We start from the raw sequence: 20203 nt of genomic DNA, 5'->3' as shown, positions 1-20203 counted from the left end.
GATCGTCCGTTGCGCTTGCGAACTCAATTCCGGTGACGCCGTGCCTGCCAAAGGCCCTGAAACACGCCGAGAAAGTGGCAGACGACGATCTCCCGATTGAAGGCCTCGTCGCCGCTGGCGGTAAAGTGGCCGGCGACGGCGCGCCCGACGGCGCGCAGCAATTGCGGAAACAGGTAGAGCGGAATATTGAACAGCCTGCGGGTGCCGGGCATGCCCAGGTGGATCGCCTGATTGCGGCTGTTATGCAGCCGCCAGCGGCGGAAATAGCGCTTCGTCAGGCGGAAGGCTTCGACCTTGTGATGCACGCGCGAACCACCGAGAAACACGACCTTGCAGCCGGCTTGCAGTATCCGCGCGAAAAGTTCGCCATCTTCTCCAGCCGCGAGCACGGCGCCCTTGCGCCCGCGCCCGGTGTCGAATCCGCCGATGCGATTGAACACGCTCCGGTGGACGGCCATGTTGGCCCCGAACGGCGCATCGGCCGCCTGCGTAATCGGGTACTCGTCGTTGCGCGCGGCGCGGATCGCCAGAAAACCGTGAAAACGCTCGGTCAGCCAGGGCGGCGGCGGGGCGCCCCAGATCGGCGCGACATATCCGCCGCACGCGTCGGCACGATGCCGCCCCAGGCCGTCCAGCGTTGCCTCCAGCCAGTCCGCTTCGGGCAGCACGTCATCGTCGGTAAACAGCAGCACATCGCCGTGAGCGGCCGAGATACCGCGATTGCGCGCGTGGGATAGCCCCTGCTGCGGTTCGAACTCGTAGCGCAACTGCGGCCAATCGCGCTGAGCGGCTTCGACTTCCGCGCGGGTGCCGTCGCTGGAATTGTTGTCGACGACCACTACTTCCCAGCGCCGGCCTGCGGACACCTGCAGCGCGCGCAAGGCCCGCAACGTGTCGCGCAGCGATGCGGCGCGATTGTAGGTGCAGACGATCACCGAAGCATCCATGTGCGGGGCGTCGGTGTCCGGCTCCGGGGCCGCCGGTGCGGGACTCATCGCGCCATCCCCGGAAGTCGGCTCGCCACTCGCCGCAAGCGATAACCGAGAATGTTGCCGAGACTGCCATCGTTGCTGCCGAGGCGGATCTTGCGCAGCAGCATCGCAGCCGAGTCCGTGCCGGACACATCCAGGCGACGGATACGGAAGCGATCGACATCCGGCCGGTTGAACCCCGGTTGCGTGGCGAAGGCCGCTATGTACCCGGCGTTGCGGGTGGCGACTTCGACACGTTCATCGACTTGTCCGAAGGGGTAGGCGAGATAGCGCACTTCCTCGCGTAGCAGTTCCGACAGCGTTTCGCGCGATCCCCGCAACTCGTCCCTCAGTGCCTCGTCGTCCAATTCAGGCAGGCGGCGATGGCTGCGCGTGTGCGACTGGAAACTGCAGCCGCGTTGCTGCATGTCATGGATTTCGTCGGCGTCGAGCAGCGGGTAGGTTCCGGCGTCCGGATTCGATCCACGCATCCATGCGTTCTCCCCGCCGGTCTGGTCGCTGACGAGAAACACGGTGAAGGGCCAGGCCAATTGTTCGAGCACCGGCAGGGCGTCTTCGCGCACCCCCCGGAAACCGTCGTCGAACGTGATCAGCAGCGCCCCCTCTGGAAGCGACGGCCCCCCTTGAAGCCACGCGACGAATGCGTCGATGCCGATCGCCCGGAAGCCCGCGCGCGCGACCGCCCTCATGTGGGCAGTGAAATTGGCGGCCGAGATTGCATAACGGGCCTCCCGTGCATCGCGGATGTCACCGACGCGGTGGTACATCAGCACCGGTACACGCGCGGCGGTGTTCATGCGCCTCCCCGATCGGCAAGCCGGGTGACCCAGCGGTAGAGCGGCAGCGGCAGCAGCGCGCTGATGACATGGCGCAGATCGCCGCTGCCGAACGCGCGCGATGCGGCGGCATGGCGGAAGAGGTGTTGCGCCGATACCAGGTCGCGCTTCCAGAATGCCCGGTAGGCCTGTTCAAGCACGCGCCCTTCGGTGAGCGCGCGCAGTCGTTCCTGCGGCAAATGGGCGACGAGCTGCGGGTTCGCGCGGATGAAGCCCTGCTGTGCGGCAAGGGCGTCGAGCACTTGTCGCCATTTCACCGCCGACACCTGCCCCTGGCCATGCCAGCGGTAGTACGCGAGCACCTCCGGCACGCGCACGATCTTGCGCGTCGCGGCGAGCGCCCGCAGCCAGAAGTCGTAATCCATCGACGAAAAGCGCTGCTCCGAAAAGCCCTGCAGTGAATCCACCAGAGCGTGCCGGACCAGTGCCCCGTGGATCGGCCACGGGCAGGTGCGCAGGAAATGCGCGACCGGATCCTCGCGTTCGTATTCCGGCGGCACATGTGGCGGGGACTGGATCCCCTCGCCGACGTTCTGCCAGCCGCAATAGGCAATCTCGGCCGCAGCGGAAATCAGCGCGTGATGCAGCTTCTCGATGCAATCCGCGTCCCAGTAGTCGTCTGCGTCGAGGAAGGCGACGAATTCGCCGCGTGCATGTCGCAGGGCGAGGTTTCGCGCCGGGTACGGGCCCTTGCGCTCTTGGCGGTAGAGCCGAACGCGCTCGGGATGCTCCGCCATCAGTCTTTCCGCGATCTCGGCGCTGCCATCACTCGAACCATCATCGACAACGACGATCTCGAGCTTGCCGTAGGTCTGCCGCAGCGCCGATGCCATCGCTTCGGCAACGAAGGGGGCGGCATTGAAGCAAGGCATGATGACGGACACGAGGCCGGGGATGATCGCTTCGCTCATGGCATGGAGGCAGGCATCGACAATGTTTGACGATAAGACTTCATCGCGACGTCCGCCACCCTTGCCCAAGTGAAGCGGCGCGCGAAACTGCGGCAGTCGTCGACATCGAAGCGGATCCGGCCGGACAGGAACGAAGCGAGGGCCGCTTCGATCGCCTCGACATTCGGCGTCTCCACGAAATAGCCCGACTCGCCGTCGGCCACCGCCTCGACTGCACCCGCCAGCCGCGCCGCAAGGCTCGGCACGCCACTGGCGGCCGCTTCCAGATAGACAATGCCGAATCCCTCGTGGCTGGCCGGACTCACCGACGCGGTCAGCAGGAACAGGTCGGCCGTCGCATAGAGCTGTCTCAGCTCCGCATCGCTGACGCGTCCGGCGAAGCGAACCCGCGCCCCCAGGCCCAGCTCTGCCGCGAGCCGTTCGAGTCCCTCGCGCAGCGCCCCGTCGCCCGCCACGACGTATTCGAAGTCGAAACGCTCCTTGAGGGCTCCCAGCGCGCGCAGCACGAGTTCGACGTTCTTGCGCGCCTCGGAAAGCCGGCACACTGTCAGCAGCCGCGGTCGCCCGTGTCCAGGCGTGCGCGCCACGTCGAAAAACGCGCCATCGACCCCCACCCCCGCCACCTCGATACGATCACCGCAGCCCGGCACCAGGGCCTGCAGCACGTCGGCGGTATACCGGCTGTTCGCGATCACGGCGCCGCAGCGCGGCAGCGCCCGTCTGAGCATCTGCGCGGTCGCGCGCCGCCACAACGGTTCGAACTCTTTCCATGCAAACCCGCGCAGCCGCCATAGCGCGGGTATCGCAAGCGCAGGCCGCATCGTTGCGGGGTAGGGCACGAGAAAATCGTTGCCATGCACCGAGACCACCGTCGGGCGGTCTTTCTGCGCGAGCCAGCAGTGTGCCGCCGACAAGGCGTGCCACACATCGATCGGCTCGCTGGCCAGTCGCGCCCAGTCCAGTTCCATACAGCTCGTCAGCACAGGACGGATCGTCACCCCCGGCGGCGGTGCAAGCCCTCGCGCCGTCGGCGGCGCATAGACCGTCACCTCGACGTCGCGGCGGCTCGCCAGTTCGCGCGCGAGCTGCCATGAGTAGGTCTCGACACCGCCCAGATCCGGCGGGAACTCGGACGTGACCAAGCCCACGCGGAGCGTCATGGCTCCACCCGCAGCCATGCGCCGGGCGCGAGATCGCCGGGCGGAACACGCCAGCCTGGCGGGACGAGGTCGAGCGCCGCGGCAAGCGAGACGGAGCTCGTGCCCGCATTCACGACGAGACAGGCCGCCCGACCCGCGCCCGACAGATCTGCGACGACAAGGTCCGCCGTCGCGGTCCGCGGCACGCGGGTGGTCCCTGCCTGCTGCGCTTCCATATTCGCCCCGAGCAGCGACGGCGGCAGTCCGAGCCCGTGACGGACGCATAGCACCAGACTCTCCGCCAGCATCGCGTCGAACGCGGGGCGGGATTCGCGGCGACAAAGCAGATACAACGATTCGGCCAGAAAGCCGACCGCATAGGCCCGGTGGCCCTGTTCCAGCCAGCGCAAGGCAATCTGCGTGCGCGCGCAAAACGCGACGATCCCTTCGACAAAAGGCATGAACACCGAGCGCCGGCTGTCGCACGCGCTGCGGACCAGGTCCATCAGATTGACCGCCAGGTAATCGTTGGCCCAGCCCTGCAGGCTTAGCTCGCGGTCGATGTAACCGCCGGGCATGGTCAGGCGCGGGTAGCGCGTCTTGATGCGCGGCAGTCGGGGTACGAACACCTTCCAGCCGATGCGTTTCCACGTGCGTTTCCAGGCAGGGAGGGCGGCCGCCTGCGTTGTCGGCATCAGGCCCAGTTCGATCGCAGAGAACAGAATGCGATACAGCCACTCCATCGGGCGCAACTCCAGTACTGCCTGCGCGGCCCCGAAGCCAGACTCCACGAGCGAGGCGAAACGCTCGTCGCCGGTGAGTCGACGGTAGCGGTCCAGCGCCACCAGCGCATCGAGATGGGTGTTCAGCACCAGCATGTTCTGCGGGGACTTGCCGAGCGCCGTACTCGGCCACCACCGGAACGGTCCCTGCGCCATGCCGTCCGCGCTGCACTCCAGTTCGTCGTGATAAAACCAGGCGCCGGCGGCGGTCACATCGTGCTTGCCGGCGATGAAGTCCGCCGCCCGTCCGAGCGCCTCGCGCACCACCGGATCGCTGCGTTCGTCCAGACTATCCATCATCAGGTGCATCGCCGAACAGTGGAGTCGGAAGTGCGACTCCATCCCGTCGCTCCATTCGCCGTGGCGAAACCCGCCGTCCTCAGACTGTCGCGACAGCAGCGACAGCAGCAACTGCCCCTTCAGCAGGGCGTAGATGCGTTTGCCGGTCGCCCGCTGCAATCCGCTGAACACCAGATGTAGCGCATGTGCGTCGTTTTCCGAACAGATTCGTCGCTTGTGCGGCCACGCGTAACGGTCCTCATACACCTGACCATGGATCAGGTGCCGGTACAGATCCCCCGGTCGTCCGTAACGCGTATGCGACCCGAGGAGGAAGTAGCCCTGGGTTTCGACCGCTGCCAGCTCCGATAACTCGTCAACCAGCATCGGATCGTCCAGCTTCCACAGCACGGCATCCAGTACCCAGCCGTCCGCAACGGTCGGGAAGCTGATCCCGATCCCGCTCCCGTCGAGTTCGAAGCCCGCCCATTCGTCCGGCCGTTCGTCGAGGATATGGCCTTGGTCGTCGAGCTTCCGTTGTCTCACGGGTGTTGGCGCCCAATAGCTCGCGCTTCCAGGAGTACGGGATTGAAGTAACCAGCCTCCCGCAGGACAACGCAGGAGGCGGAAGTCGCCTCCAAGCCAGACGCGCTCAGTTGTCGTCGCCCGAACGAACAGGCAGTCAGCGCCATCGAAGGCGTCGCTCAGGCTGTGCAGACTGTGTTCATCGACGCGACGCCGTGCTCCGCAGGCCGCCAGAATTCGCACCTCACCCACTGGCAATTCGGACAAGTCTAGCCGGTTCATGGTGTGGTCGATCGGGTACTGACGAGAGCGCTATGCATCAACTGGCCTTCCTATGTTCTGCTGGCCCCGGCGTTGTAATAGTCGAACGTGTCAGCGTTAAGCAGCCTTTGAAGGTGCTCCCCGCGACGGATCGAGGTAAAGCGCAGAAGTGTTTCCTTTTTTCCATCGACCGTAGGTGCGATGTAGCGCGGATGGCTCGGGTCTCGCCCGTCATTGGCAGTCCCGCGAGCCGGCCAGTGCTGGGAAAATAGCGACAGCCCCTCGCAAACAAAGCGATTGAATGGGTGTATTGGCTCCCTGACTGTTTGCCGCAGAATATTCTTCTCGCCGAATTGCGCCATGAATGAACGGTAAAAAGCTTGCTCCAGGTCGAGGCCGTGGATCGGCTCCAGGGACAAAATGGATTCAAGCAGCTCCGGGGTGGCGCGGATTACGAAGAATTGAGTGGCGAGACTATCCCTGCACGTCAAATTGTAGGGGTGGCCAAACTTCCGCAAGACGCCCGCAAGCTGGAGGTGCAGCCTCGTTGCAAAGGAGCGCCTTTTCAAATAGCGGAATGCAAGCAGGTCCTCGTCCCAGGCGGAGGTACAGATCATCAGTTCCCGGTTCTGATCCATTCTGGAAATGATATTCCAGATTACTTGCTCGTCCATGATCCATGTGTCACCCTCAAGATGCACAAGATATTCGGGTGAGTATGTCTCCAGTGCGGCCGAGAGTGATTGCTTTAGCAGATTTAGCGCGCCGCGCTGTAATGCCTCAATGGGCGATTCTTGTGCTGCTTTCGATGACGGCTGCTCGCAGGCGACTAATACGTCCTCAAGGTGCTTTGCGTAAGTTTCGCTGGAGCATGCGTGGACGATCGGGAGAGTTGTGGAGTAATTAAGCTTAATAATTTCCTGATTGATTCTGGCGCAGTCCACGCGATTGAATGTCGTCATGCAAACGACCGCCCTGGTGGAGTGGGACTGAAGTTCAGTCATTTTGGTTTCAGGTTCAAGTCAATTGTACGTGTGGTTGGGGGTGAAGATGTGCAGGAGCTTGAACCGTCTGCTACTGATTAAAATAATTCAATGTCAGTCGACGGGTCTGATGGTCTGGCGTGACGAAAGAAGAAGCATGCTCGTCCCGCCGTGCCGTCTGCATTCGCCTTCTCGGCACGTTCCGCGAATTCAATTTGTTTTTCTCTAGTGAATACGGTGCTCTCCCGGTTTGCCCATAACGATTCAGGAGAGGTAAGCGGGATATTGAGCCTGTATTGTTCGCTTCCATAGAACTCAAACGCCGTTGTGTCGTATTGAGTGTCGAAGAGTTCAAGGCCCGCGCGCCGTGCTAATTCTCGGATGCTTTTTTTCGAGTGAATGTATAGATGGCGAGGTGCGTCGAGTTCAACCCAGTCCACACCATAGACTTTCCATGATATGGATGAAATTGTAGGGATGCGGATAACGCACGTGCCGGTCGGAGACAAGAGTCTGTTGATGGACGCAAGCGTTCCGAACTGGTCGGGGATGTGTTCGAGCGAGTGGTTCAGGGCGATCAAATCGAATTTGTGATCTGTATTGTGTGCGAGTTCAGATGCGTCCATGCAGAGGATCTTAATTCGTCCGATAGAAAAATTGCCCTTCGCAAATGGGTCGATGCCAGTTAGATTGGCAAAGCCAACTCGCTGCAAATCTTGTAGCCACAACGCCTGTGTGCCGCATCCTATATCGAGAATCCGCGCGCGGTAATCATTAATTCGCGCTCGTTGGAGCAGGGTTGGGCGCGCTCGAAAAAAATAATTTGGCAATGAAACAAAGCGCCTCGCAATGCTCGAAAGTTTGTATTTTTTATTGAATAGCGCCGTGTCAATGAGTAATTTCTCAAGAGTTGACGTCAGGATCCATTTCTTGTTTTCAGTGGTGATGTTTTGATGGGAGTAGTAGTTTTCCGGGTAATACGATGAAAGATTGTCAGGGATCTCTGAAATTTGCAGGCATTCGCAGCGCTTGCATTGAAAGTACTCGAATGTGTCTCGGGTTCCGAACATCATCTCTCGGACGCGGAAGACTTCGTGGTCGCCTGGCTCGTTGCAAATTCTGCAGCGATTCTCGACGCTGATGCGTTCTGCAATTTGCATGGCTTGTGCGCTCTCGGTCGTCAATTTATGAGCCACCTTATATGTGGCTATGTGACGGAGCTTTCGGGGTGTGATGCGAATTCCCATACGCCGTCCAACGCAAAGAAGCCGTCGCGCATGGAAGCCGGAACATGCCTTTCGTGTGGTTTGAGGACAGAGATGCTCAGGAGGTTCTCTCCATAAAAAGCTGTCCGATAGGTATCGCCGCAGGTTATACCCATTCGCCACATATAGAGGCCTGGGAGCAAGGGAAAGTGGCTTATTCTCAGATAGATGTCGTGATCGCCGGCGCCTAGATCGACACGCGACTGGGTTATTTCGCTGTTGTGGGTCGTGAGGTACACAAAGTCGGTTGTGTGCACTCCTAGACCAATCGTGATGTTCTCGGCTCTCTCATGGCACCGCAGTCTAAGGTGAATTGAGAACGTTGAACCTGTCGTTACTTGGTCGAGAGTTTTGCCATTTGCATCCTCGATCGACATTTCTAACAGGTCGATTTCACCTGTTGATTCGACGCGTCCTCGATGGGCAGATCTTGAGGCTGATGTTTCTGCGATTTTCGACTGACTTCGGGCATAGAATTCATCGCAGACAACTTTCGGGTCGTCGTCCGCAATTAGATGGCCATGGTCGAGAAGTAGGACTCTCTTGCACATGCGTTCTATCTGTCTGATATTGTGGCTCACGACGAGAATCGTGTTCCCTTGGAACTTGATCAGATCCTCCATCCGGTCAAAACACTTCCGCTGGAACGCCAGGTCGCCTACCGCCAATACTTCATCCACGATCAGGATGTCGGATTCGACGCTGGTGGCGACCGCAAACCCGAGCCGCACCTGCATGCCCGAGCTGTAGCGCTTGATCGGCGTATCGATGAACTGCTCCAGTTCGGCGAAGGCGACGATTTCGTCGAACTTGCGGCGGATTTCGGCTTTCGGAATGCCTAGGATCGCGCCGTTCAGGTAGATGTTTTCGCGGCCGGTCAGGTCGGCGACCAAGCCGGCGCCGACTTCGATCAGCGGTGCGACCTTGCCCCTTACGGCAATCCGCCCTGCCGTCGGCTTCGAGATGTTGGCGAGCAGTTTCAGCAGCGTGCTCTTGCCGGCGCCGTTGTGGCCGATGATTCCAAGCACTTCGCCCTGTTCGACGGAGAAGGTGACGTCGTCGAGGGCCTTGAACGGCTGACGCTGTTCTACGGGCCGGCCGGTAAGGCGGTTCAGGGCATTGAGCGCACTTTGTTTGAGGCTCGTGAGCTGCCCCAGCCGGAATTCCTTCGTGACGTGATCGACTTCGATGATCGGCATGGTCAGATCACGTCCGCGAAATACGCTTCAGCGCGCTTGAAGTACAGATAGCTGAACGGCAGCAGCCCGAGCGTCAGCACAAGGCCCGGCAGGATCGCTTCGGCGTCGGGCGGCAGTCCGCGCAGCGTGACGTTCTGGAATGCGTCGATCAGCCCGGCCAACGGATTGAGCGTGAAGACGAGATAGAGCGCTTGCGACCAATCGCCGCCTGCGTGTTGAACGAGGAGCTTGTCCTTGACGAGTTGCAGCGGGTAGATCACCGGCGACATGTACATCATCAGCGACAACAGCACGGGAAGAGCCGCCGCGATGTCGCGGTAATAGACATTGAGCGCGGCCCCGACGAAGGCGATGGTGAGCGCGGCAAGAACCGCGTACAGCACCAGCACGGGGATCCATAGCATCTGCCAGTTGGGCGCCATCCCGTACCAAGCCATCAGGCCGGCGAGGATCACGAGGCCGATGCACAGCTCGACGAGCTTGGTGACGACGCTCGTCAGCGGGAAGACTTCGCGGGGGAAGTAGATCTTGCGGATGAGGTTGGTGTTGCCGACCACGCTGTTGACCCCTTCCGAGGCCGACTCCTGGAAGAAGATCCAGATCGTGAGGGCGCAATAAGTCAGCACGGGATAGGGGATGGTGCCGCTGTCGATGCCGACGATGCTGCGCAGGATGACGAAGATGATTACCAGCACAACGGGCTTGAGCACCGCCCACAGGATGCCCATGTAGGACTGCTTGTACCGCACCGCGATGTTCTTCCATGCAAGCGCCGCGATCAGCTCGCGGTAGCTGTAGAGGTTCGTCAGGCCATTCATGGATTCAATCAACTCCGGGTGAAACCCCATTCCAGCTGATGAGCATCGGCGTGCGGCTGCCGTGCGGGGCCGCACGGCTATGGCAGTCCCGATTCTGGCAGGGATGTCAGGGCGGATCGGTGAAATTTCGCACTGTCACCGTGCCTTCGCTGCGGCGGTGCGGCAATTCAGCGATCGAATCCCAGCGCCGCGCGCAGCCTGCTTGCCCAGCCGTGCTCGGGTGAGGCTGGGGCGGGGTATTCGCTGCGCAGGCGGTGTGTCGTGACGGCGCCGTCGCGCTCGATCTCGATGCGCACGTCGGTCCGGCCCGGGGTGAACCACCATCGCGTGGTGCGCTGCGGGCCAATGATCTCGCAGCCGACGTCGGCGCCTTCGCGCAGGAGCCGGACGCGGTGTTGCGGCTGGGCGTCGATGTGCGTGGGCAGCATGACGACGAGGAACTGGTCGTCGCGGGCTTCGCGCGCGGGTGTGATCTCGATGCGCCACCGGCCGGCTTCGGGGGTGGCGCTTCCCGGTTGCGGAGCGGCGTTGAGCGTGGCGCCTTCGTCGTAGTTGCGGCCGTCGACGAGGAACTCGAATCCGCGCCCGCCGATGGGCAGCAGGTGCGCCCCCTGCGGCAGCAGGATGCGTCCGTCGAGGCGTCCGCCGCCACGCCCGCTGGCGGCCTGCGGCGGGATTGTGACGAGGAAGTTTGCGTCGCCGAGTTGTGGCGCGTCGACCGTGTGGAGCAGCCAGCGCTTGCGGAAGGTGGGGTCTGTAGCGCGGATGTCGTCGTAGACCACGACGACATCGTCGATCCGGTCGTAGCCGAACACCCGCCATGCACGTTCGACGCGGCGGCTGCGGTCGGAGGGCTGGCCCTTGCCGGAGCGGGCGTTGGTGTAGGCGGGGGTGAGGTCGGCGACGGCGACGGTGAGCCCGTCCTGTTCGAGGTAGTGCGCGATCTTTCCGGTGTGGTAGAGCTCGCGTTCGCGTTCCCATTCGGCGCGGTCGATGGGGCCGGGCGTAAAGCCCCATCCCGAGCCAATGCGGCGCTGGCCGCCGTCGTTGGCGATGGGGCGGGGGCCTTCCGCTCCGGGTAGCGGCGCGTGGTCTTGCGGGTCGGTGACCGTGATCGTGTTGTGGGCGATTGTCTGATAGGCGTAGTTCATGTGGTGGTCCGAGCCGTAGCGCGGGCCGTAGATGCCGCTGTCGATCGCGAGAGGCCCGCCCTTGTCGATCGTGAAGGCACCTTGGTCCAGATGGGTGTGGGACCAGAAGTTGTCACCGGCCTTGAACGTGACGTAGGTGGCATCGGGTGTCCAGTCGCTGCGGGCGACAACCATGCCGATGCCGTCGAAGCGGCGCGAAAGGGGGAGCGTCGTGACTGCGCGCGGATCGCTAAGAGTCGTGTCGGAGAGCGGACCCCAAGGCCAGCCGGTGGGCGTCGGAGCCCCAGGCATTGCGGCAAGGCTGTAGGCCGCGGCGTGGCGGTAGTGCAGCGCGAGCGGCGCGGCGTCGGGCGGGTGCCGCTGCAGGTTGGTCGCATCGCCCCAGCGGAACTGGGTGCGGTCCGGGCGCATTCGATAGACGAGGAAGTCGAGGAAGCCGCGCAGCCCGGCTTCGGACGCGAAGAGGTCGTCGCCGGTCGCGGCGAGCCACATCGCCGGCAGCGTGTAGACGGCTTGGCCGATGCCGACCGCGACGTATTCGCCGCCTTCGTGCCAGCCGCCGTGCGTGCCGAAGACCTGACGCCACACCGGCAGCACGCGAAGCGTCCACAGGTCGTGCGTGAAGGACATGAAGGCGTCCCCGCGCGGGTGTTCGCGGTACAGCGCAATGGAGCAGGCCATCAGCGCCTGAAGTGGACTGTTGTAGAGGATCGCGTTGTACGGCGAGAGGCGTTCGCGGCGGATGAAGTCGATGACGTACTGGCAGCCCTCGCCGAGCTTGTCCTGGAGCGCGATGCGTTCGGCGTAGCTCCACTGGGCGTGCAGCCAGTCGTAGGCGAGCGCCAGCGCCTTGACCTGGTCGTCGCCGCGGTCGGTGAAGCGCATTTCCATCAGACGGCGGTGCAGCAGGCCGAGGTCCTGGCTGCCGGGTTCGGCGAGGGCGGTGAAGGCGACGGCATCGACCGGGCCTTTGCCTCCGCCTGCAGCATTGCGCCGGGCCGCGACATAGCCCGGATTGTGCGCCGCGAGTTGCGACAGATCGGTCGCCGACGGGTGCGGAAGCCGGGGATGGGGCTCGCGGAAGCCGGGCAGCGACACGGCCGGCAGGGCCGCGGGCGGAGGGAAGGTGGTGTGGGCTCCGTTGTCACTGGGCGACCAGGATGCAGGAGGGCGGGTCGCGGCGACTACGACGCCGAGCGCAGCGACGGGTAGCGCGACCCCCCAGGCGAGCCGCCGCAGGGTCGCGGGCCGGCGGGGGGGAGGTCGCGCGGTTGTCGTGCTTGCGTCCTGCACGCGGCGTAGCACCCGGCTTGCCAGTAATTGGGTGAGCCACACGCTTGTCGCTGCGATCAGGAGATTGGTCGGATCGGGGTGCTTACCGGCGGTAAAGAGTTTCAGGGTTTCGATGCCGAGGCATAAGGCGATCGCAAGCAGGATCGCAGCCCAGACCGCGTGCCGCCTGCCCGGAAACGCGAGCGCGGCCGCGAGGCCGATCGGTGCATAGCTCCCGGCAATCGCCAGCACGCTGCGCACGGCAGCGGTTTCGGAAGTGTAGTAGTGGTAGTAGAAGGGCAGGAAGCGCAGCTCGGCGAGCTTTTCACTTGCAGCCCAGAGCGGCTGGAGGCGCAGGGGCAGCACGTCGTTCAGTGCGAGCGCCAGGAGGAGGTAAAGTGGCACGGCGAGGATCACCACGCGCCGGGTAGCGCCTGGTTCGATCCGTAGTCCGCCCGCGATGGCGCTGCGCGCAAGGGCTGCACCCCACGCCACGCCGAGTCCGCGCGTGAGCACGGATATCCCTTGAGTCGTGCCCGACGCGAGCAGGATCTGGAGGAGTTCGATCGCCAGGCCGAGACAGATCCCCAAGGCAAGACCCGCGAATGCGCCTGCCCGCCGCGCTTGCGGCGTACCCGCACCGATCACCAACAGCGCACCGAACGGCATCACCAGCACGGCCTCGGCGACCAGCTTGGTTGCGCAGCTCAGGCCCGCGCCGCAACTGGCGGTGGGGCCGAAGGCGATGGCCCCGACGTTGGCCAACTTGGCGGTGAGCTCCGTGGCGGAAACGAGAAAGTCGTAGGGGAAGAGGCTGAACGCCAGGTAGCCGCTGGCGTAGAGCGCGAGCAGGGCGCGAAGGCTATGCGTGCCGCCGCCGACGAAGCGTGCCCACATCGCCGCGAATCGACGCCCCGACGCGAACCACAGTGCACAACCCAGTCCGGTGCCGAGGAATTCAGCAATGAGGTCATTGAGTGAAACGGTGCGCGGGGGAAAGTAGAGCTGCAGGAACTCGATTCCCAGGGCGAGCGCAAGACACGCACCCAGGGCGCCCGCAAGCCTGAAGATTCGCGGGCTCCGTTGGTTCGCCTGGATTGCGCCGGTCGCGAAGTACGCCAGCAGCAGGTAAAGCAGGATGTTCGCGACCCAGTCGGCGCGTGATCCGACGCCGAGCGAAAGGTAGGGAGTGGCGAGAAAGGCCTGCCAGGCGTCCGGGTGCGGACGGAAGTCGAGCGGGACGAGGCTTCCGTAGACTATGAAGAGCGCCCATGCGAGCGTCGCTGCGGCATGGCGATTTTGCGCGACGACAGGGGCAGAAGCTGACAAGGCGTGCTCCGGCGGAGGGCTGGCGCAGGGGCGGGCGCCACTGTCGCCGCGTCAAGGCAGAGCCCTATTATGTGATGCGGGGCGACGCGGACAATCAATGTGACTGAATGCACGCGTGTTGGATATCACGCAAGCGCGGCACGAAATGTGGGTCTAGACTGATTTCGTTCTTTCCCTGCCGCGACCCGCCGATCGGGCCGCATTCGTTTCCGGAGGATCGTCATGAAGTGCCTGCTAGCCGCTGCCGTCCTGTCGTTTGCGTTGATGCCCACTACCGCCGGCGCCGCGTGTACGGCGGCTTCCCAGGTCACCGGTGCCACCACGTTGACGACGCTTCTGCAGGGCAAGACACTCTGCGCATTGCGCGGCACCGACCGATGGCAGGAATATCACCAGGCGGGGGGCGCTCTGATCGACTACAAGATGGGGCCGAACGACAAGGTCGATCCGAGCAAGCAGGTGGGTACCTGGATGGTGACGGGCAACGGCGCCGGCACCCAGGTTCGCTACGACTACGGTCGGGGCCAGAACTACACGTACAAGGTGCACACGATCGTCCAGAATGCCAGCTACAGCCTGTGCAGTGGGACGGAGGACCTCGTCGTTACCATCCGCCCAGGCCAGGGGCCCTGCTAGACCAGCACCTCGACCACCGGCGGATGCCCGAGGAAGGCCTGCGGGCTGGCGCTCGCGCCGTAGGCGCCGGACTGGAAGATCACGACGAGATCGCCGACCTGCGCTTCCGGCAGAGGCATGCGCTCCGCCAGGAGATCGAGCGGGGTGCACAGGGGACCGACCGCCGTCGACACCGTGGAGGCGGGCGCGTCCGCGCGGTTGCCGATCGCCGTCGGATAGTTCTTGCGGATGACCTGGCCGAAATTGCCCGAGGCCGAGAGGTGGTGGTGCAGGCCGCCGTCGCACACGAGGAAGACCTGCCCGCGTGACACCTTGCGGTCGACGACGCGGCTGACGTAGACGCCCGCCTCGCCGACGAGATAGCGCCCCAGTTCGATGACGAGCGTCGCGTCCGGCATCCGGCTTTCCGCTGCATGCGCGGTTTCGGCGAGATTCGCGCCGATCGGGGCAAGATCCAAGCGCGTTTCGCCGGGAAAGTAGGGGATTCCGAAGCCTCCGCCGAGGTTCAGCACGCGCACCGGCGCAGGCGCTGCGTCGGCGAGGCGCAACGCGAGCTCGAAGCTCTTCTGTTGCGCTTCGACGATCGCCTCCGCGCGCAGGTTCTGCGAGCCCGCGAAGAGGTGGAAGCCCTCGAAGGCGAGCCCGAGCCGTCCGAGCTCGGCGAGGAGCTCCGGCGCCGCCTCGGCATCGACACCGAAGGGCTTGGGGCCACCGCCCATCTTCATGCCCGAGCTCTTGAGTTCGAAGTCCGGATTCACGCGCAGGGCGACTCGCGCCGGCCAGCCGAGGCGGGCGGAGATGTCCGCAAGCCGACGCAGCTCGCCCGCCGATTCGACGTTCAGCAGCACGCCGGCCGCGACCGCCTGCTCGAGCTCGGTGTCGCGCTTGCCGGGGCCGGCGAAGCTGATGTCGGCGGGCGGGCAGCCGGCGTCGAGCGCCACGCGCAACTCGCCTGCGGACGCCACGTCGAGGCCGTCGACGAGTTCGGCCATGAACCCGACCAGCGCGGGCATCGGGTTTGCCTTCACGGCATAGTGGAGGTCGATCGCATCGGGCAGCGCGTCCCGCAGTTCGCCCACGCGTGCGCCCAGCAGGTGCCGGTCGTAGGCGTAGAACGGTGTCTGTCCGACGCGCGCCGCCAGGCGCGTGAGCGGCACGCCGCCGACGATCAGTTCGCCGTTGCGGATCGGGAACTGCGACATCGGTGCGTGAACGGGGGCGGCGGAAGCAGATTTGGCGGCGGTGTTCACTGCGCGGATTCCTGTTGCTGGGTTTCGGAGGCAAGCAGCTTGCGGTCGATCTTGCCGTTGGGGTTGCGCGGCAGCGGGCCGCTGCGTACCTCGATACGCGCGGGCACCATGTACGCCGGCATGCGGCTGCGACAGTCGGCGAGCAGCGCCGTCGTGTCCAGCGTCGTTCCCGGGGCGGGCGTGGCGACGACGCAGATCGCCTGTCCGAGCGCCGGATGCGGCAGCCCGAAGGCGACGCACTCGCCGACGCGGCCCGTGCCATAGACGATTTCCTCGACCTCCGTGGGGCTCACGCGGTAGCCAGACGTCTTCATCATCTCGTCGCGCCGGCCGATGAAGTACAGGAAGCCATCCTCGTCGCGGCGCACGGTATCTCCCGAGAACACGGCGATCTCGGGGATCATCAGTCCGGCATCACGTCCGCCGACGCCGGCGGGCAGCGGCTTGTAGCGCTCGGCAGTCTTTTCCGCGTCGTTCCAGTAGCCCATGCCGACCAGTGCGCCGCGCTGCACCAGTTCGCCGGGTTCGTTCGGCGCGCATTCGCTGCCATCCTCGCGCAGCACCAGCACCTCGGCGTTCGGGATCGCCTTGCCGATCGAGTCGGGACGGCGGTCGACCTCCTCGGGCGGCAGGTAGGTGGCGCGGAAGGCTTCGGTGAGCCCGTACATCAGGAAGGGGCGGGTGCGCGGCAGTTTCGTGCGCAGCGTCTTCAGCGTCTCGAAGGGCATGCGTCCGCCGGTGTTGGCGATGTAGCGCAGGTGCTCGGCGACCGACTCCGGCCATTCGAGTCCCGCGAGCTGGATCCACAGCGGCGGCACCGCGGTGAGCCCGGTCACCCGCTCGCGCACGACCGCGTTGAGCACGTCGCGCGGCAGCAGGTAGTCGATCAGCACCGCGCGCGCGCCGGCGTGGAAGGCCGTCGTGAGTTGCGAGAAGCCGGCATCGAAGGACAGCGGCAGCGCCGCGAGCAGGGTGTCGCCGGCATGGTTCTCGAGGTACTGCGCAACGCTGCGCGCGCCGGTGATGAGGTTGCGATGGGACAGCACCACACCCTTGGGGCGCCCGGTGCTGCCCGAGGTGTACAGGATCGCCGCCATGTCGGTGTCGATCACGCGGTGTCCGCTGCGTGCGGGGGCGGTCGCAAGATCGCTCCAGCGATGCACGGTCGCGCCTTCTACCGTTGGCAGCTCCGCCGGAGTGCCGACCAGCACGATCTGGCGCAGGTCGTGGCACTGCGCGAGCACCGATTGCAACAGCGGCAGGCGCTCGGCGCTCGTGACCAGCACGCGCACGTTGCAGTCGCGCAGGATATGCCCGGCCTGTTCGCCCTTCAGCAGCGGATTGATCGGCACGAACACGCCGCCGGCGGTGCTCGTCCCGAAGGCGGCGGCGACGAACTCGACGCGTTTTTCGAGGTAGATCGCGACCCGTTCGGCCCGTGCGAGGCCCAGTCCGAGCAGTCCCGCCGCGAACGCGTCGCATTGCGCGTCGAGTTCCGCGTAGGATAAGGTTTGTGCGCTGCGGCTCAGTGCCGCCTGCGCGGGATTGCGTGCGACGGCGGCGCGGATCAGGTCGTGGAGCAGGGCGGTCGGCATCATTGCGGTAGTCTTGGCTCGGCGTTGCGCATTCTTTATCGCGGCGAAGCGAGGCGGGCGAGTGCAGACCGGAAGTATAATGCGCGACTCCGGGCCCGCAGCGTGCGGACGGTTGTGATCGTAAAGTGTGTTGGTAGGTGGTGTGAGGTTTTTGCTTTGAACATCCAGGAACAGGTCTTGGCCCTGCTCGACGAAGTGTTGAGCCTTGATGGCCGCGGTTTGCAATTCGATGCCGATACGGCGCTGCTCGGCAGCGTGCCCGAGCTCGACTCGATGGCCGTGCTCGCGGTCATCCATGCGATCGAGGAACGCTTCGGCATCGAGGTGCCGGACGACGAGATCGACGGCAGCTCGTTTGCGACCGTCGGTACCGTCGTCGATTTCGTCACCCGTCTCAGCGCCCGCTGAGACGTCTCAGAACGGGAAGAATACCGGCACCAGCAGCAGGACGGCGGCCGAATAGGTCAGGCTGACCGGCAGGCCGATGCGCAAGAAGTCCAGCGTGCGGTATCGGCCCGGCGACATCACCATCAGGTGGGTCTGGTAGCCGAAGGGGATCAGGAAGCCCGCGCTCGCGCCGTAGGCGATCGCCATCACGAAGGGCATCGGATCGACGTCGAAGGCGCGGGCGGTCGACAGCGCAATCGGAAACGCCAGCGCCGCGGCGGCGTTGTTCGTGATCACTTCCGTCAGCACGACGGTGATCAGGTATACGCCGACGAAGGCCCCGACCACGCCGTGGCCGTCGAACAGGCTGCGCATCGCGTCGGCGACCAGTTCCGCCGCACCGGACGACTCCAGCGCCTTCGCGATCGCGAGGGCCGAGCCGATCGTCACCAGCAGGTCGAAGGGAAAGCGCCGGCGCATCTCGCTCACCGACAGGATGCGCGTCGCGAGCAGGATCGCGAGCAGCACGAGCAGGCAGTTCAGCAGCGGCCACACGCCGACGGCGGACACCGCAATGGCGAGCGCGAAGCCGGTCAGCGCAAGCGTGCTCTGGCGTGGCGTCAGCTTCGGTCGCAGCACCCCCGTGTCGAGCAGGTGGAAGTTGCGGTCGATGTTGCGGTGCTGGGCGAAATCCGGGCCGACGGCGAGCAGCAGCGCGTCGCCGACGCGCAGCGGGATCCGTCCGAGCTGACCCGTCAGGCGCTTGTCGCCACGCCGGATGCCGACGACGCCGGCGTCGAACTGCGAGCGGAAATCCACTTCCCGCAGCGTGCGGTTGGGCAGGATCGACTCGTTCGAGATCACCACCTCGACGAGATTGGACCCCAGCAGCGCGTCGGCGCGCGTGCCGAACACCTGCAGGCCGGGAATCTGCTGCAGCGCCTGCATCTTTTCGACCTGCCCGGTGAACACGAGGACGTCGCCTTCTTCGAGGATCTCGTCCGGCCCCACCGGGGAGATCAGCCGTCCTTCGCGTTCGAGTTCCAGCAGGAACAGGCCGTCGAGGTTGCGCAGTCGGTTCTGCTCGATGCTGCGGCCGGCCAGCGGCGAATCGGGGGTGATCTGCGCTTCGAGAAAGTAGGTCTGGCGGTTTTCCCGTTCGGCGGGTTCGTGCGCAGGCAGCAGGCGCGAGCACAGCACCATCACCGCAATGCACGCGAGCGCGAGCGGAATGCCGACGAGGCTGAACTGGAACATCTCCAGCGGCGGCAGCCCTGCATCGATCACGAAGGAATTCACGACGAGGTTCGTCGAGGTGCCGATCAGAGTCGTGACGCCGCCCAGGATCGCTGCGTACGAAAGGGGAATCAGCAGCTTCGACGGTGCCACGCGGCGCTGCTTGGAGACCACCCCGAGCAGGGCGCCGACGACGGCCGTGTTGTTGAGAACCGCCGAAAACATCGTCGTCACGACGGACAGGCGCAGGATCGCGCGCGCCGGCCCGCCCTTCAGGACGAGATCCGAGAAGCGGTCCAGCAGCGGCGAGCGCTCCAGCGCCACCGACACCAGTAACAGCAGGATCAGGGTGATCAACGCGGAATTCGTGTAGCCGGCGAGCCACTCGCGTTCGCTGACGAATCCGGCCAGGTAATACGCCGCGGCCCATACCGTGAACAGGATGGCGGGTGCGGTGCGCCCGCGGACGAGGAGCGCCAGCAGCGCGATGATGGACAGCAGGACTGCGTAGGCCATCATCGGGCGTGGGGCGCGACGCCTTCTTCAAAGCCCCTGGCGGCGAAATGGGGGTTCTCGAAACCCGGCTTGGCATAGCCGAGCGGTCGTCCGTCCAGCCCGGTGACACGTCCGCCTGCGGCGGCAAGCACGGCATGGCCGGCGGCGATGTCCCATTCCATTGTGCGTCCGAGCCGCGGGTAAAGGTCGGCCTCGCCGGCTGCGATCAGGCACAGCTTGAGCGACGAACCGGCGCTCGCGAGCTTCGCGACCTTGCGTCCCGCGAGAAAGGTGTCGAGCGCCGCCGCGTCGCCGTGCGAGCGGCTGGCGACCACGGTGAGGCCCTCGGCCGGCGGCACGCGGCAGCGGATCGCATGGCGACCGTTGGCATCCTCGACGAAGGCACCGACGCCGACCGCCCCTGCGTAGAGCCTGTCGAGTGCGGGCGCGAGAACCACGCCCAGCAGCGGCCGGCCGTCTTCGATCAGGGCGATATTGACCGTGAACTCGCCGTTGCGCTTGATTAACTCCTTGGTGCCGTCGAGCGGGTCGACGAGCCAGAAACGCGTGCCGATGGTCGGAATGCGCCCCGCCGCAACCGCCTCTTCGGCCACCACCGGAAGGTCCGGCGTAAGTGCGGCGAGCCCCGCAAGGATCACCGCCTCGGCGCGTTCGTCCGCCTCCGTAACCGGCGACGCGTCGTCCTTGCCGCGCACCGAAAAATCCGTCGCATACACCGACATCACGACTTCGCCCGCCGCGCGCGCGATCGGCAGCAGGCGCTCGAGGAGATCGAAAAGGGGACGGTTATCTGACACAGGTGCCACTCCAGCCGGTTGGTATACTTGGCGACCCGGCATTG

General features: G+C 64.7%; 16 protein-coding genes. 2 read left to right on the top strand and 14 right to left on the bottom strand.

Annotated features, from left to right (window positions below; translation table 11 throughout):
* Positions 1-23: 23 nt before the first annotated feature.
* The 10 genes from AzCIB_RS18325 to AzCIB_RS18285 form a co-directional block, all read right to left on the bottom strand.
* A complete protein-coding gene (locus tag AzCIB_RS18325) occupies positions 24-995 on the bottom strand; it encodes a glycosyltransferase (RefSeq protein ID WP_198149562.1) in 972 nt (323 codons plus the stop codon).
* Positions 992-1789, bottom strand: a complete 798-nt coding sequence (locus tag AzCIB_RS18320) for a polysaccharide deacetylase family protein (protein ID WP_050417211.1) — start codon at positions 1787-1789, stop codon at positions 992-994. The genes AzCIB_RS18325 and AzCIB_RS18320 overlap by 4 nt, the downstream gene beginning before the upstream one ends.
* Entirely contained in the window at positions 1786-2739 is a 954-nt protein-coding gene (locus tag AzCIB_RS18315) for a glycosyltransferase family 2 protein (RefSeq protein ID WP_083447065.1), read from the bottom strand. Before AzCIB_RS18315 ends, AzCIB_RS18320 begins: the two co-directional genes overlap by 4 nt.
* Positions 2736-3899, bottom strand: coding sequence for a glycosyltransferase family 4 protein (locus AzCIB_RS18310; protein ID WP_050417210.1), 1164 nt, complete (start codon positions 3897-3899; stop codon positions 2736-2738). The genes AzCIB_RS18315 and AzCIB_RS18310 overlap by 4 nt, the downstream gene beginning before the upstream one ends.
* Positions 3896-5746 (bottom strand): hypothetical protein, encoded by a 1851-nt coding sequence (locus AzCIB_RS24485; RefSeq protein WP_198149561.1) that lies wholly within the window; start codon positions 5744-5746, stop codon positions 3896-3898. The genes AzCIB_RS18310 and AzCIB_RS24485 overlap by 4 nt, the downstream gene beginning before the upstream one ends.
* A 50-nt stretch (positions 5747-5796) precedes the next feature.
* Positions 5797-6729, bottom strand: coding sequence for a hypothetical protein (locus AzCIB_RS18300; RefSeq protein WP_050417208.1), 933 nt, complete (start codon positions 6727-6729; stop codon positions 5797-5799).
* Between the two features lie 77 nt (positions 6730-6806).
* Entirely contained in the window at positions 6807-7868 is a 1062-nt protein-coding gene (locus tag AzCIB_RS23910; protein ID WP_232299264.1) for a class I SAM-dependent methyltransferase, read from the bottom strand.
* Positions 7869-7915: 47 nt separating this feature from the next.
* Positions 7916-9172 (bottom strand): ABC transporter ATP-binding protein, encoded by a 1257-nt coding sequence (locus tag AzCIB_RS18295; protein WP_050417207.1) that lies wholly within the window; start codon positions 9170-9172, stop codon positions 7916-7918.
* Positions 9173-9174: 2 nt separating this feature from the next.
* Entirely contained in the window at positions 9175-9990 is an 816-nt protein-coding gene (locus tag AzCIB_RS18290; protein WP_050417206.1) for an ABC transporter permease, read from the bottom strand.
* Between the two features lie 167 nt (positions 9991-10157).
* Positions 10158-13742: a VanZ family protein gene (locus tag AzCIB_RS18285; RefSeq protein ID WP_083447062.1), complete on the bottom strand. Its 3585-nt coding sequence runs from the start codon at positions 13740-13742 to the stop codon at positions 10158-10160.
* A gap of 222 nt (positions 13743-13964) precedes the next feature.
* Here AzCIB_RS18285 and AzCIB_RS18280 point away from each other — a divergent pair, with 222 nt between their 5' ends.
* Positions 13965-14378 (top strand): hypothetical protein, encoded by a 414-nt coding sequence (locus AzCIB_RS18280; RefSeq protein WP_050417205.1) that lies wholly within the window; start codon positions 13965-13967, stop codon positions 14376-14378.
* On the opposite strand, the gene AzCIB_RS18275 is transcribed toward AzCIB_RS18280, so the two are convergent.
* Complete coding sequence (locus AzCIB_RS18275) at positions 14375-15580, bottom strand: pyridoxal-dependent decarboxylase, exosortase A system-associated (protein ID WP_050418443.1); 1206 nt, start codon at positions 15578-15580, stop codon at positions 14375-14377. The genes AzCIB_RS18280 and AzCIB_RS18275 overlap by 4 nt on opposite strands.
* A gap of 44 nt (positions 15581-15624) precedes the next feature.
* A complete protein-coding gene (locus tag AzCIB_RS18270) occupies positions 15625-17226 on the bottom strand; it encodes an acyl-CoA ligase (AMP-forming), exosortase A system-associated (RefSeq protein WP_050417204.1) in 1602 nt (533 codons plus the stop codon).
* A gap of 153 nt (positions 17227-17379) precedes the next feature.
* On the opposite strand from AzCIB_RS18270, the gene AzCIB_RS18265 reads away from it, so the two are divergent.
* Positions 17380-17631 (top strand): acyl carrier protein, encoded by a 252-nt coding sequence (locus AzCIB_RS18265; RefSeq protein ID WP_050417203.1) that lies wholly within the window; start codon positions 17380-17382, stop codon positions 17629-17631.
* Between the two features lie 6 nt (positions 17632-17637).
* Here AzCIB_RS18265 and AzCIB_RS18260 read toward each other — a convergent pair whose 3' ends face one another.
* Together AzCIB_RS18260 and cysQ are read right to left on the bottom strand one after the other, a co-directional pair.
* On the bottom strand, positions 17638-19365 hold the full coding sequence (locus tag AzCIB_RS18260; RefSeq protein ID WP_050417202.1) for an SLC13 family permease: 1728 nt from the start codon (positions 19363-19365) through the stop codon (positions 17638-17640).
* Positions 19362-20159 (bottom strand): 3'(2'),5'-bisphosphate nucleotidase CysQ, encoded by a 798-nt coding sequence (cysQ, locus tag AzCIB_RS18255; RefSeq protein WP_050417201.1) that lies wholly within the window; start codon positions 20157-20159, stop codon positions 19362-19364. The genes AzCIB_RS18260 and cysQ overlap by 4 nt, the downstream gene beginning before the upstream one ends.
* Positions 20160-20203: the final 44 nt, after the last annotated feature.

The sequence above is a fragment of the Azoarcus sp. CIB genome (assembly GCF_001190925.1).
Taxonomy (GTDB): domain Bacteria; phylum Pseudomonadota; class Gammaproteobacteria; order Burkholderiales; family Rhodocyclaceae; genus Aromatoleum.
Note: the sequence above shows the minus strand (reverse complement) of the source record. Positions and strands in the feature narration are given on the sequence as shown.